Source organism: Nocardia sp. NPDC049707 (assembly GCF_040674855.1).
In the GTDB taxonomy this organism is placed as follows: domain Bacteria; phylum Actinomycetota; class Actinomycetes; order Mycobacteriales; family Mycobacteriaceae; genus Nocardia.
Genome location: NZ_JBFANN010000016.1, coordinates 58,809 through 72,701, shown reverse-complemented (window position 1 = coordinate 72,701; position 13,893 = coordinate 58,809). Strand labels below are relative to the sequence as shown.

General features: G+C 66.1%; 8 protein-coding genes and 1 pseudogene. 3 read left to right on the top strand and 6 right to left on the bottom strand.

The annotated features are described in order from the left end of the window. Positions 1–17: 17 nt before the first annotated feature. Genes AB0J29_RS16760 through AB0J29_RS16740 form a run of 5 tightly spaced genes read right to left on the bottom strand, consistent with a single transcriptional unit; the run spans position 18 to position 10,354 of the window. Positions 18–1,154 carry a cation:proton antiporter gene (locus AB0J29_RS16760; protein WP_364786088.1) on the bottom strand — a complete coding sequence of 379 codons (1,137 nt, stop codon included), beginning with the start codon at positions 1,152–1,154 and terminating at the stop codon, positions 18–20. Beyond that, complete coding sequence (locus tag AB0J29_RS16755; RefSeq protein WP_364786085.1) at positions 1,154–1,543, bottom strand: hypothetical protein; 390 nt, start codon at positions 1,541–1,543, stop codon at positions 1,154–1,156. The genes AB0J29_RS16760 and AB0J29_RS16755 overlap by 1 nt, the downstream gene beginning before the upstream one ends. 56 nt (positions 1,544–1,599) lie before the next feature. Continuing rightward, positions 1,600–3,285, bottom strand: coding sequence for a fatty acyl-AMP ligase (locus AB0J29_RS16750; protein WP_364786082.1), 1,686 nt, complete (start codon positions 3,283–3,285; stop codon positions 1,600–1,602). Further along, on the bottom strand, positions 3,282–10,031 hold the full coding sequence (locus AB0J29_RS16745) for an SDR family NAD(P)-dependent oxidoreductase (protein WP_364786079.1): 6,750 nt from the start codon (positions 10,029–10,031) through the stop codon (positions 3,282–3,284). The genes AB0J29_RS16750 and AB0J29_RS16745 overlap by 4 nt, the downstream gene beginning before the upstream one ends. Positions 10,032–10,036: 5 nt before the next feature. Then, on the bottom strand, positions 10,037–10,354 hold the full coding sequence (locus AB0J29_RS16740; RefSeq protein WP_364786076.1) for an acyl carrier protein: 318 nt from the start codon (positions 10,352–10,354) through the stop codon (positions 10,037–10,039). A 177-nt stretch (positions 10,355–10,531) separates the two neighbouring features. On the opposite strand from AB0J29_RS16740, the gene AB0J29_RS16735 reads away from it, so the two are divergent. Further along, positions 10,532–11,485 carry an MBL fold metallo-hydrolase gene (locus AB0J29_RS16735; RefSeq protein ID WP_364786073.1) on the top strand — a complete coding sequence of 318 codons (954 nt, stop codon included), beginning with the start codon at positions 10,532–10,534 and terminating at the stop codon, positions 11,483–11,485. Here the strand turns inward: AB0J29_RS16735 and AB0J29_RS16730 are convergent. Further along, positions 11,452–11,667: pseudogene (locus AB0J29_RS16730) on the bottom strand (hypothetical protein); the annotation flags it as partial. The gene AB0J29_RS16735 and the pseudogene AB0J29_RS16730 sit on opposite strands and share 34 nt — an antisense overlap. Before the next feature lie 272 nt (positions 11,668–11,939). Here AB0J29_RS16730 and fadD5 point away from each other — a divergent pair. Continuing rightward, entirely contained in the window at positions 11,940–13,511 is a 1,572-nt protein-coding gene (fadD5, locus tag AB0J29_RS16725) for a fatty-acid--CoA ligase FadD5 (protein WP_364786070.1), read from the top strand. A 15-nt stretch (positions 13,512–13,526) separates the two neighbouring features. Continuing rightward, positions 13,527–13,892, top strand: a complete 366-nt coding sequence (locus AB0J29_RS16720; RefSeq protein ID WP_364786067.1) for an isochorismatase family protein — start codon at positions 13,527–13,529, stop codon at positions 13,890–13,892. Position 13,893 lies beyond the last annotated feature (1 nt).

Here is a 13,893-nt window from a genome sequence, read left to right as displayed (position 1 = left end):
CTCGTGGATTCTGGTGCTCAGCTCATGTGAGTGCTGCGGGTTGCGATTCGGCTGGCCGCTAGTGCGGCGGCGGCGATGGTGCACAGGGCGCCGAGCATCATCGCGGATGCCTCGCCGGGCACCAGGACGTGTAGCTGTGAGCCGACGGTGACGGCGGCGACCGGCACGCCGACCTGTGCCGCCGCGATGGTGCCGAAGGCAATCGGCTGTCCTGCGACGCGGGTGGTCAGGTGCACCAGCACCGCGCCGATACCGAGTGCGAGGCCGAGTCCGATCAGCCGCGGGTGGTCACCGAATTCGCGCAGGTTGAGTCTGGCGCCCAGCCAGACGAAGAACAGCGGGCCGAGGAAGCCGTCATTGATGGCGAAGAGCTGGCGGGCCACGCGACGCGGCTCCCCGATGCCCGCGACCGCGAGTCCGGCGCCGAATCCGGCGAGCATGATCGAGACACGAGTCTGGGTTGCCAACGCGCACAGGGCGAACAGCACCGCGAGACTGATCCGCAGTTCCAGGGCGAATGCGCGATTCTCCGACAGCCGGTGCACCCGCCGGTGCCGCCCCGACAGCTCCAGTTCGCGCAGCACCAGAAACAACACCGCCACGGCCGCCGCGACCGCGACGGCGCCGAGTGCCGCGCGACCCGCATTCGCCGGATCGATCACCAGCGGCAGCGCCACCACACAGACGATATCGGCTATCGCGACCTGAGCGGTGAGGGCAAGTACCGGTTTGCCCTGCAGGCCGAGCGAATCGACGATCGGCAGCACCAGTGCTGCCGATGAGGAAGCCATCAGCACCGCGTAGACCGCACCGTGTCCGGTTCCGAACCAGCGGGCCAGCCCGAAACCGGCCGCTACGGCGAGCAATCCGACCAGGACGGCCCGGACCGCGCCCTTTCCGAGTGCGGAGTGCACGGCCGGATCACGCACCGGGACATGGGTACCCGCGACGAACATGACCACGGCAAAGCCCATATCGGCGAGAAAGGTGAAGATCGGGTCGGCGGTATGCAGGACGCCGAATCCGGTGGCACCGAAGACGATGCCCGCGAGCAGTTCACCCAGGATCACCGGGAGGTGCCAGTTCTGCCGCAGCGCGAGCAGCGGTCCGCACAGTCCGAGCGTGATGACCAGGGCGAGGGTCGCGAAGGTCATTACGGCATGGCGGCGATCTTCGCCGGAATGGCGATGTTCTCATCGGCCCAGTGGACGGCGCAGACGCGATGGTAGCCATCGGCGATCACCATAGGGACGCCGGTGCGGAAGTCGCCGCGCACCAGCAGGATCGGGGAGATCGACTTGCGATCATTGATCTTGACGAGGTCGCGGCGGACATACTGATTGTCGGCCGACACCAGTTCTAGTCCGGCTGCTCGCAGGATGTCCTTGGCCTTTTTGTGCACGATAGGTGCCGTGCGTAGGTGCGCGATCACCGCGTCGACGACATCCGGTGCGGCGAGCAGCTCCAGATAGTCCGCCGCTGCCGGGTAGTCGTGTTCGTCCGGCAGGTCTTTCCATGTCACGGGGATGTTTGCGGTCGCCATTGGCACATCATCGCGCCAGAGGTGGGCCAATAGGGGGAGGTCGGCTGGTGTTTCCGCTACGGCTGGGTCAGGTGGCCCGCGCGGTAGAGGGCTCGGCATTCGCCGCGGCGCAGTTTGCCGCTGGAGGTCTTCGGGATCCGGCCCGGCTCGACCAGGATGACGGCCCCCGGTGTCACCTGATGCGCAGCCGCGATGGCATTGCGGATGCGGTGCGCCAGTTCCGTTGATCCGGTCGCCGCCGTGTCGGCGAGTTCGGCCACGACCACCAGATCCTCGCGGTGGTCGTTATCGTGGCCGAATGCGGCGACGTGGCCGACGCGCACCTCGGGCGCGCAGTCCGACACGGTGGATTCGATATCGGCCGGATAGTGGTTGCGGCCGTCGATGATGATGAGATCCTGGAGTCTGCCCGCGATATAGAGCTGACCTTCGTACCAAAAGCCGAGATCGCCTGTGCGCAGCCAGGATTCGTCGCTGTCGGATAGGGTGGCCCGAAAAGTCGCGGCAGTGGCGGCCGGATTGTCGCAGTAACCGGCGCAGACATTGGGGCCGCGGACCCAGATCTCGCCGACGGTGCCTGCCGCGAGCTCGGTGTGTTCGTTGGGCTGCACCACCACAACTCGCTGGCCTGCGGGGTAACCGCAGCCGACGAGCGGAATACCGTCCGGTGCAGTCTGTGCCCGGCCCTGCGCCAAGGCCGCACGGTCGAATCGATGGGCGACGGGTTCGTCCGACCGACCGCATACAGTGACCGAGAGTGTGGCCTCGGCGAGGCCGTAGCCCGGTGTGTGGGCGTGATGCCGGAATCCGTGGGGGGCAAAGGTTTCGGTGAAGTCGGTGAGGGCAGCGGCGCGGATCGGTTCGGCGCCGTTGAGCAGGGCGTCGAGGCGGGATAGGTCCAGGCCCGCGCGTTCTTCGGGTGTGGTTGCCGAGACCGCCAGGGTCAGGCCGAAATTGGGGCTGGCGGTGGCGCCGGCACGGAAGTCACTGAGGGCGCGCAGCCAGCGGATCGGGCGTTTCACGAATTCGGCCGGTGCCATGGTGACACCGTGCACACCCGAGTAGAGCGGTAGTGAAAGGGTCAGGATCAGGCCCATATCGTGGAAGAACGGGAGCCAGGAGACAATGGGGTCGGTGCGTACCGCGGGCACGGCGGTCCACAATTGATCCAGTGCCGCAGCGAGATTGCCGTAGGTTACTTCGACGCCCGCTGGGCTCCTGGTCGATCCGGAGGTGTACTGCAGATAAGCCGTCGCGGTTCGGGTGGGGTCGACAATCGGGTCGGGCGCTGGGGAGGTGTCGGTCGCGAGTTTCAGCACTCGGCCCAGGGCCGGGCCCAAGATCTCGCTGGTAGTGGTGTCGGTCGCCGAGATCAGGCTCAACGCGGGTCGGGCATCAGCGAGCACACCTTCGAGCCGGGGCCGGTTTCCATTGCCCGTCGGCGGAAACAACGGCACCGCAGTGCGATTGCTGTATAGGCAGGCGAGAAAGGCGATGACGTAGTCGATTCCGTGCGCACACAGGATCGCTACTCGGTCGCTGGGATCGGTTGCCGCCCTGAGCCTTTGTGCCTGCGCACCCGCTGCGTGGTGCAGTTCTGCGTAGGTCGACGTAACCGGAACGCAGTCCTGTCCGCGATAACGCAATTCGGTGTACGCACTGTCGTTGGGCTTGGTCCGCGCCCACTCGGCAACCCGGGTCGCCAAGACGTTGGTCTGCCACGTCGTATTCGGCGAGGTCACGGCGCCCCACCGGATTTCGCCGCGACTCGGTCGGCCAAAGCGGCACCGAGGGCGGTGATGGTCGGATGTTGGAACAGTTCCGCGGTCGAGATGCGGATATTGAGACGGGTTTCGAGGCGGCGGCGCATTTCTATGCCGAGCAGGGAAGTCAGGCCCAATGCGTTGAAATCGGCTTCCGGGTCGAGGTGGTGGGAGGGCACGTCCAGGGTCGCGGCGAGGATGGTGCGGATGGTCGCGGTGAGTAATTCCGTGGGATGGTGCAGGGACGGAGCGGGATTCGGTGGTGCGGGGTCCGCTGTCGACGGTTGATCGGTGAGCAGGTTTCGCAGGCGGGTGGCGATCGGTTCGGTCCCAGTGGTCGGCGCGTAGTCCAAGGCGAGCAGGTAGGGCTCGTTGTACAGCATGGTCTGGGCGAGCAATTCGGTGCCGCGCGGGATATCGAATGCGGAGATTCCGGCGCGTCGCAGATGGACCGCACCGCCCGCGTCCTCGGTGAGGCCCGAATTCCACACGCCCCAGCCGATGCTCAATACGCGCCGGCCCGGGTAGGCGCGGGCGAGTGCGTCCATTGCGGCATTCGCGCTGGCATAGGCGGCCTGTCCGGGTGCGCCGAGCGCACCGGTGGCCGAGGAGAAAAGCAGCACGAAGTCGGTCGGATCGATGGCGGTGAGTTCGATGAGATTGCCCGCGGCGATGAGTTTCGGTGCGAACATGCGGGTGAGTTGGCGGGTGGTGACGGCGTCGAATGCGGCGTCTTCGAGTGCGCCCGCAGCGTGGACGACGCCGCGGATGGTGGAACCGCATTCGCGAACATCGTTGAGCGCGTTGGCGAGATCGCTGCGGTCCGCGGCATCGCAGCGCACTACGACGATCCGATCCTCTAGTCCCTCCAGGAGTGCGGGCACCGGTCTGGGTGCGCGGGTGAGCACCACGACATCGTGGGCACCGGCATCGAGCAGCCAGCGCACCGCGACCGACCCGAGCGCACCTAGCCCGCCGGTGACCACGTAGGTACCGTCGGGGTCGATCCGCGTCGGGGTGGTTGATCGGGGGCGGGAGTGTACGAAGCGGCGTGCGGTGAGGGCATCGGCGCAGATGCGGAGCTCATCGGGGAGTGCATGCGCGGTGGTGGTTGCTTCGATCAGGTCGCGCAGTCGGGTCACCGCAGTCGGTGACGCGTCGGTCCAGACGAGCCGTACTTCGCGGCCCGATTCGAGCTGCATAGATCGCACCAAACCGGCGATCGCCATAGGCGTGATCGTCTTGCCTGGCGACGTCGAGCCGCGCTGCGTAGCGGATTGCTGGTGGTCGCCGGCGCCGGGATCTGGGAGAACGATCGTCACAGAGGCTGTGGTGTCTTCGGATTGGACGCGTTGGAGCAGATCTAGCACTCGTCCGGTGGTGGCGATCACACTGTTTGCGGACTCGGTGTCATGGCTCGTGTGGGTCCCGTCGGATTCGGCGGGCCAGATCACGACGACTGCCGTGTTCCCGGTGCCGGAGCGTCCGGCGAGTATGGCGGAGACGATCGGACCGGCGGCATCCGGTTCGCGGGCAACCCGTTCGGTGGGCAGGGTGTGGTCGAGTTCTCCAGCGAGCTGGATGGCCAGTTGGGATTCGCCGATAACCAAGGCACGCTGGGGATTCGTGGTTCGGTGGTGCTCGCCATTGCGCTGCGCGGAATGGCGAATGTGCTGGAACGGGATCCACGTTTCATGGCGGAAAGGGCCGACCTGCGTCGTGGATTCGATCGTTGCGAAACGTATGCGGACACCCAACAGCGCGAGTACCGGGACACCGTGCTGATCGGTGCCGATGATGTCACCGGTCAGCCCGGTCGACGATCGATCACGCACGAGCGCATGGGCTTCCAGCAGCGCCAGCTCCGGTTCGGCGGACAGCCAGGATCTTTCGATGCCGATCGGCAGCGCAATGGCGTCGGCGGGTAGATAGTCCCAGCTCGCGGCGGCGAGCAGATGCAGACATCCGTCGAGGGTCGCCGAGCGCTGTAGCGGCGCGGCGTCGAACCACCCCACCGCACAATCGGGTCCGGCCTCGATATCGCGCAGTGCGCGGAAACCGGGGCCGAAGTCGAGTTGACGCGTGCGCAACGAGTTGTAGAAAACATCTGGCGTGAGCGCGCGCATGCGCCTGCGGGCGGCCCGATTTGCATCGACCACCCGCATCCATGCGACGATATCCCCGGGTGTGGGGTCACTGGCCAACCGTGCCGAAGCCAGCGTCCCGGCGCCTGTGACCTCCGCCTGCAATCTTCCAGCACCGCTGGCTCGATAGCTGACCGCGGACAGCGCGGCAAGCTCGGTCCGCTCATGCACCACGAAATCGGTGACCGTCCGCCCCTTCCCAGCCAGACCGATCAACTCGAGCAGCCAGAAGACCGCAGGGACGGTCGGAACACCCTGCACGACATGATCGTGGAGATCGTCGGCGGGGGAACCGGATTCGCCGATGGAGGCGGCCCGGTTCGAGTGTGCGAATGCGCCGCCGCTCGAATCGACGGCATCGCAGGCGCGGGCGGTGTCGTTTCTGGTGGTGATGTTCGGGTTGTCGATGTTTCGGCTACCACCGGTGTCGAGTCCCGTGGTTGCGTCCTGGATACTCCGGCTGCGAATGATGTCGTGTCGGGTGACTGTGTTCAGGTCGTGGGTGGCTCGGCCGCGAATGGCGTCGTTTCCGGTGGTTATGTCCGCGTTGGGGGTATGTCCACCGCGAGCGGTGTCGAGTTGGGCGGATGTGGTCGGAGCGTGGGTGTCTCGGCCGCTAATGGCGTCGAGTCCAGCGGTTGTGTTCGGATCGTGGACGACATCGAATCCGATGCCTGCGCCGAAGTCTGATACCGACGGGTTGTTGACAGTGCGGCCGTTGATGGCTGGATCGGTGACGCCGTGGCTGGTTGTACCGGGCTCAGTTGCGGTGTCGGGCTTGGTGGCTGGGTCGTGAGTAGTGCCGGGTTCGGTGGCAGCGTCACTGGTGGTGTCGGGATTGGTGGCACTGTCGAAGTTGGTGGGGGCGACGTGGGGCGTGCCGGACTTGGTGGCAGCGCGGCGGGTCGTATCGGATTTGGTGGGAGCGTCGCTGGTGATGCGCGGTTCGGGGGCAGCACCGCCGGCGGTGGGGGGCTCGGGCGCAGCGTCGTACGAGGTGGGCTGTTCGGTTGCAGCGACATTGGTGATGTCGGGCTTGGTGGGGGTGTCGCGGGTGGTGCCGGGGTCGAGCGTGGTGATCAATGGGAACCGCCGGTGCGCCCATTGGCGTGGTGGGGGTGCTGCGGTGACGGGGCCGATTGCGGCCCAATTTATGGGGCGGCCTTCGAGGTAGAGGTTGGCGAGACAGGTCAGGAAGGATCCGGCTTCGTCGTCGCGGGTGGTTACCGCGTGGGTGGCGTCGGCGAATTCGGGATACTCCCGGATGGCGGGTGTCAGCACCGGATGTGGTGCGATTTCCAGTACTGTTGCGAATCCGTCGTCGGCGGCTTGTTGCAGTGCGGCGGCCAATTCGACGGTTCTCGAAGCATTTTCGGCCCAGTAGACGGCATCCATTGTGGTGACCGTTTCGCGGCGGCGCGCCGTGGAGTACACCGGAACGCGCGGTACCTGGGCGGTGAGTCCATCGAGCGCGTGGGCGAATTCGGGGACGAGCGCGCCGACCTGTGGGCTGTGTGCGGCGAAGTCGACCGCGATTCGATGTGCGAACATCTGCCTGCGCCTGGCCCGCCGGACCAGGGCATCGACGTAACGTGGCGCACCGGAGATCACCACCGAACGCGGTCCATTGACGGCCGCGACCGCTACCGTCGCGTGCAGCGGCTCGACCAGCCGCGCCACTTCATCCGGTGTCGCCTCCAGTACCGCCATCGCCCCCTGACCGTCCAGCCGTGCCAGAATCCGGCTGCGCTGCACCACGACTCGGGCCGCATCCGACAGCGATAACGCACCACTCACCGCGGCCCCGGCTACCTCGCCGAGACTATGTCCCACCACCGCATCCGGTTCGACACCCCATGCGGCGAGCAGTTCGGCGAGTGCCACCTGGAATGCGAAGATCGCCGGTTGCACCTGTTCCGTCGCGCCAGCCCCGCTGCCGAGCGCGAACCCGTTGCGTGGCGTCCACACTCGCCCACCACCCGCGGCCGCAATCGCATCCGCGGCAGCAGTAACCGTTTTCGCGAATACCGGATAACGAGCCGCCAGCCCCCGCCCCATCTTGGCATGCTGACCACCCTGCCCGGAGAACAGGAACAACACACCGCCCCGCCGCCGCACCGAACCAGCGCCGATCACCCCACCACCTGACTTCCCGTCTCCCAGCGCCCGCAACTGACCTACCGCTTCGTTCAGATCACGCGCAACCACTGCGGCGCGCGCATTCTCGGGTATCAACCGCCCCGCAGCGGCGGCAAAACTCCGAAGAATTTCGCGTTCACCTATGTCCGTACCTGAGTAGTTCATCACCGTCGCGTCCCGCACACCCGCACGCGAGTCGTCACTCGCGCGCTCACGTGAACTGCGACTGGTCCCGTCACACCGAGAGTTACCAGCACCCTCTCGCGAGACGTTGCCTGTGGCGTTGTTCGAACTGTCGTTGCTGCCTTCGTGCGATGCGCGGCTGGAGTCGTCACGTGACGCGGCGCCCATGCCGTCGGGTGCGACCTTGTAGGTGCTGCCGTGCATGGTGCTGGCTGTGTCGTCGCGCGTGTATTCGCCTGTGGTGCTGTGGGTGCCGTCTCGCGGGGCGTTGCCTGTGGCGTTGTTCGAACTGTCGCTGATGCTGTCGCGCGATGCGCGGTAGGAGCTGTAAGTCGTTGCGCCGTCACGCGATGCGCGGCTGAAGCCGTCACTCGACGCGCTGATCGTGGCGTTGCGCGTCGCGCTGCTTGTGCGGTCGCGTGTGGTGCCAGGCGTGTATTCGCCTGTGGCGCTGTGGGTGCCGCCGCGCGAACTGTCGCGCGATGTGTGGCCGGAGCCGTCGCTCGATGCAGTGCTCACGCCGTCGTGTTCGGGCTTGCTGGCGCTGTCGCGTGTGGTGCCGGTTGTGCCGTCGTGCGTCGCGCTGCACGTGATGTCAGGTGTGGCGCCGCGCGTACCGTCGCCCTTGGTGCGGCTTGTGCTGTCGCATGTGGCGCGGCTCATGGCGTCGCGTGTGGGTCTGGTGGTGCTGTCGCGCATGGTGCTACTCGTGTCGTCGCCGATGGCACGGCGTGTGCCGTCGTCGGCGGCGCCCCTCGTGCCGTCGCGTGAGGTGCTGCTCATGGCGTCGTGCGCGGCGCTACTCACGCCGTCGCGCACGGCGGTGGTCGACCTGTTCCATGGGGCGTGGCTCGTGCCGTCCGATGCCGTACCGCTCGCGTCGGCCCCCTCGAGCAACTCGGCCCACCGTAGCGCGCTCGAGCGGAGCTCCGGGATGTCGCGAGCGGTGACCGGGAGCAGCACGGGCGGCTCATAGCTCCGATGACGCTCGGGTTCCAGACCACGCAGTACCACATGCGCATTCGTTCCACCGAATCCGAATGAGCTGACTCCGGCATGGCGTGCACGCACCGGTGTGTCGGTCCAGTCCACCGGTTCGGTGGGCACTCGCAGTCCATGTTCGGTGAGTTTCAGTAGCGGATTCTCGGTGTGGAAATTGATGGTCGGTGGGATGACGCCGTGCCGAATGGACAGCGCCGCCTTGACCATTCCGGTGATTCCGGCGGCCGCCTCCAGATGTCCGATATTGGCTTTGAGCGAGCCGATCCAGGTCGGTTCGGCAGCGCTGCCGACTACGGCGGCGAGCGCGCCTACCTCCACCGCATCACCCAATGGTGTTCCGGTGCCGTGGCATTCGACGTATCCGACATCATGTGGATCGAGTTCGGCCCGTGCCAACGCGGTACGAATGGTGTCCTGTTGGGCTCGGCCGCTCGGTGCGTACAGCCCATTGGATCGCCCGTCCGAACCGACTGCTGTGCCGAGGATTTCGGCATACACCCGATGCCCGTCCCGCAGTGCATCGGCGGTGCGCCGGAGCACCACCACGGTGCATCCGTCGGCGCGGGTATATCCGTCGGCCGCGGCATCGAATGGTTTGCACCGCCCATCAGGTGCGAGGAACCCACCTTTGGCCAGGTACTCCGAGGTATGCGGCAGCAGTGTGAGATTCACTCCGCCGACGATCGCGAACGGCACCGCGTCATCGGCCAGCAGACGCACCGCGAGATCGACCGCGGCGAGTGAGGATGAGCAGGCGCTGTCCAGCACCAGACTGGGTCCGTGCAGGTCGAGGACATAGGAGAGCCGGTTGGCAATGATGCTGAGCGCCGATCCGGTGACGGCGTACGGCGCATCGTGCCCGTCGCGGCCCAACACCGCGATGCCGTGATCGTAGGCGCCCGCACCGAATACCACCGCCGCCTCGGAACCCCTGGTGCGATAGCCGATTCCGGCATCGTCGAGCGCCTCGACCGCGACCTCGAGCGCCAGCCGCTGCTGCGGATCCATCAGCGCGGCCTCGCGACTGGAGATGGCGAACCAGTCGTTGTCGAACGCATCGACATCCGTGAGATATCCGGCGTGCCGCGTACCTGGTCGACCGGGCGGCGGTGCCCCGGTGGCATCGCGGCCACCGCACAGCATTCGCCAGAACTCTGGCACATTCGACGCGCCGGGCACCCGGCAGCCGATGCCAACGATCGCAACCGGCGGATGTGGACGGCCGGAGGCGAACTGGCCTTTCCGATGTGTGGGCACGGTGCTCATCGCATCGCGAGATACTCGACAAGCTGCTCGATGTCCGGGTGGTCGTAGAGGGCGGTGAGTGAAACCTCGACTCCCATGGCATCTTCCAGATGTGCCGTCAGCCGCGCCAGTTGTAGCGAGCTGAGGCCGAGATCGCTGAACGGCGCAGTGGTCGAAACCGTTGCGGCATCGACATTCAGCAGGTCGGCGATGGCCGCGGTGGCAGCGCAGCGCAGCGCAGCACGTCGCGAACCGGATCTGTTCGAAACACCGTTGGCGACTGTTCGCAGGTCGCTCGAGACAACACCCTGCCCGTCGGGAAGACCAGGCCCCATCCGTCCTCCTCCCGTCGCCGGAGGGCTGCTGCCCCCACGCCGGTACCTCTGCAATTATGCCGTAGATATCGGCGCGATCAAGGCGTCCCTGGATCGGGAGCAGGCGGGTGAATTGTCCGGAATTATCCTGCATGCCCGGCTCTTTCGCGGTATGCCGTGATCGCTTACGGTGGCACCGTGCCCGAATCCGTATCCGAGCGGACCCCCACCCTGTCGACCGCGCTGCGCTGCTGCACCGCACTGGCGGCCACGCCGGGCCGACTGCTGCGGCCGCGTCGCCCTGACACCGCGTTGCTGTCCGGTTTGGAGCCGATGCCGCTGCCGCAGACCAAGGCGACCGTCGGGCTCACCGTCCTGATGCAGGCGCGCATGGCCGCTCCCACCACGATTGTCGCGGAGGGCGTGCGCAGCCTGCGCGAATTGCCGATGACCATGTCGGCCTACCTGATCGAACATCCGAAGGCGCGATTCCTGGTCGATCCGGCGCTGTGCGCGGGCGTGCACGATCGGGTGCTGCCCGAGCTGCCGTTCCCGATTCCACTCCTGGTCGCGCCCGATAAGCCGGTACTCGGGCTCGCGGACGCGCTGGCCGGCCACGATATCGCCGTCGACGCCATCGATTTCGTCCTGCCGACCCACCTGCACTGGGATCACATTTCCGGCCTGCTGGAACTGCCCGACTCCGTCACCATCCGGCTACCTGCGGCTGAACGCGCCTGGGCGCTCGACGGCCCACACGCCCCGGTCGGCGTTGCCCGCGGCCCCCTGCGCGGTCGCGCCTTCGACACGTTCGAACTCGACGGCCCGCCGGTGCTCACCTTCCCGCGCAGCCTGGACCTGTTCGGTGACGGTTCGGTGCTGCTCGTCGACCTCGCCGGACATACCCCGGGCAGTATCGGCGTTCTGCTCGCGGTCGACGACGGCACCCGGGTACTGCTCGCGGGCGACGCGGTGTGGAACAAACTCCAGGTCCAGCTGATCCGCGAAAAGGCGCCCATGCCCGGCCAACTCTTCGATGCCGACCGCGATGCCACCTTCGCCACCATTCACCGCCTCCACGCCCTACCCGACGGCATCGACATCGTCGCGGCCCACGACTACGCCGCGGTCGAGGCACTGGCCGCCAGATAGTGCTGTTGAAGCATCAGATCGCCTGGGCGGAGTCGGGCGGTGATCAGTTCCTCCGCTTCGGCGACCATCCGGCCGATCAGTTCGGCGCAGGACGGGATGTCGTGGATGAGGCCCTGGGCCAGGCCGGCCGACCAGATGCCCGCATCGAGATCGCCCTCGTCGAAGACGCGTCGTCCGCAGGCGTATCATCCGCTGTTCAACTTATAAGTAAGCCCAGATTCGCATAGTCATGCCCTCTGAACGTACACGAGAATCCAAATTGGCACACGCGATTATCGGCAAATGCGCAGCTAGATGCGATTTTCTGGCCGAGATCTCGTACTGAGAAGATTAACAGCGATTCATATCTCGATCTCTTGCCGTCGCAATAAGTTAGTTGTTATTCTGCTCTCAGTTCAGTCCGTCGACGCCGTCGGATGCACCGGCGCATGGTTGGCGGTCCGAGAGGAGTGGCATGACCACCGGTGCACAGGCGCTCGGCGAGCCGATCAGGTCGCGGCGCAACCACTGGAACAACCAGCTCGCATCCCATGCGCAGATGCGCCCGGACGCGGTCGCCGTGCGGTTCCGTGGTGTGGACACCACGTGGCGGCAGTTGCACGAGCGTTCGCTGAAGTTCGCCGACGCGCTCGCCCGCCGCGGCATCGGCTTCGGTGACCGGGTGCTGATCCTGGCGCTGAACTATCCCGAATACCTCGAGGCCGTCTTCGGCATCAACGCACTCGGCGCCATCGCGGTCCCGGTGAACTTCCGGCTCACCCCGCCCGAGGTCGCCTATATCGTCGGCGATTCCGGCGCCAAGGCAATTGTCACCGACACCATGTTGCAGCCGTTGGCCACCGCCGTGCAGGGTCAGGCCCCCGAGCTGGCGATCTGCATCGTGATCGGCGGCCAGACCACCGATGCGGTGCTCGGCTATGACGATGTGCTGGCCGAGGGTGGTGAACCGCATACGCCGCTCGACATTGCCGAGGACACCCCCTCGCTGATCATGTACACCTCGGGCACCACCGGCAGTCCGAAAGGTGCGGTGCTCTCCCACGCGAATATGAATGCCCAAGCGCTGACCTGCATTCGGGCCACGGCGATCGACACCGATTCGGTCGGCTTCTGCACCTCACCGCTGTTCCATATCGCCGGACTCGGCAGCCTCGCACCGTATTTCGTGCTCGGCGCCAAGACCGTGCTACATCCGCTCGGTGCGTTCGATCCCACGGAATTCCTGGACGCGGTCGAGCGCGAGCAGGCCACCACCGCCTTCTGTGTGCCCGCGCAGTGGCAGCTGATCTGCGAGGAGCCGACGGTCAAGCAGCGCAAGCTCGCACTGAAGGTGCTTACTTGGGGTGCGGCTCCGGCCTCCGATACCGTGCTGCGGGCCATGGCCGACTGCTTCCCGGATGCGGTCAATGTCGCGGTCTTCGGCCAGACCGAGATGTCGCCTATCACCTGTGTGCTCGAGGGTAAGGACGCGATCCGCAAGCTGGGTTCCGTCGGTAAGCCGATTCCGACCATCCAGGCTCGCGTCGTCGACGATGCGATGAATGATGTCGCGCCCGGTGCGATCGGTGAAATCGTCTATCGCGGACCGACTCTCATGAAGGGCTACTGGAATAAACCGGAGGCCACCGCCGAGGCCTTTGCCGGCGGCTGGTTCCACTCCGGTGACCTGGTCCGCGCGGACGAGGAGGGCTTCCTGTGGGTGGTAGACCGCAAGAAAGACATGATCATCTCCGGCGGCGAGAACATCTACTGTGCCGAGGTGGAGAATGTGCTGTTCGCGCATCCGAAGATCCGCGAGGCCGCGGTGGTCGGACGCGCGCACGAGAAGTGGGGTGAGGTGCCGGTTGCCGTTGTCGCCCTTGTCGATCCGGATGCCGAGCTCACTCTCGACGAGCTGGCGCCGTTCCTCAACGAGAACCTGGCCCGCTACAAGCACCCCAAGGATCTGGTGATCGTGGCCGAACTGCCCCGCAATGCCAGCGGCAAGGTCGTCAAAGTTCAGCTGCGCAAGGACTATTCGTCCTGAGCTCATACCGGATTCATGCGTTCGGTAGCCGCGGCGCAAACCGAATTCCCCCTGGATGCGCCCGGTTTCCGAATGATTCCGGAAATGATCGAACAGCCGACCGTGGTGTTCGACAATCAGAAGCTCTCCGCGCTCGCGGGCTGCCCGCTGCCCGAATGGTGCGACGAACAGGGCATCGACTCCCTGCTCGCGACAGATCTCGCGGTCGAGCAAACCGCCAGGAACGGAACCGATCTCGGCTTCACCGTGCATCCGGCCGCGGACTGTGTGGCCGCGGTCGACCCGCAAGCCCACGCCGCGTCGCTGGTAAACCTCGAATCGATCACCGCGGCCTGCCGCACCGCAGACCAGGCGCTCGAGCTGATCGGCGCGTCGGTGTGAC

Excerpts from the sequence above, each read along its gene's own strand:
- AB0J29_RS16720 (WP_364786067.1), top strand. The coding sequence starts at position 13,527 with ATGCGTTCGGTAGCCGCGGCGCAAACCGAATTCCCCCTGGATGCGCCC.
- AB0J29_RS16740 (WP_364786076.1), bottom strand. The coding sequence starts at position 10,354 with ATGGGGCCTGGTCTTCCCGACGGGCAGGGTGTTGTCTCGAGCGACCTG.
- AB0J29_RS16755 (WP_364786085.1), bottom strand. The coding sequence starts at position 1,543 with ATGGCGACCGCAAACATCCCCGTGACATGGAAAGACCTGCCGGACGAA.
- AB0J29_RS16760 (WP_364786088.1), bottom strand. The coding sequence starts at position 1,154 with ATGACCTTCGCGACCCTCGCCCTGGTCATCACGCTCGGACTGTGCGGA.
- fadD5 (WP_364786070.1), top strand. The coding sequence starts at position 11,940 with ATGACCACCGGTGCACAGGCGCTCGGCGAGCCGATCAGGTCGCGGCGC.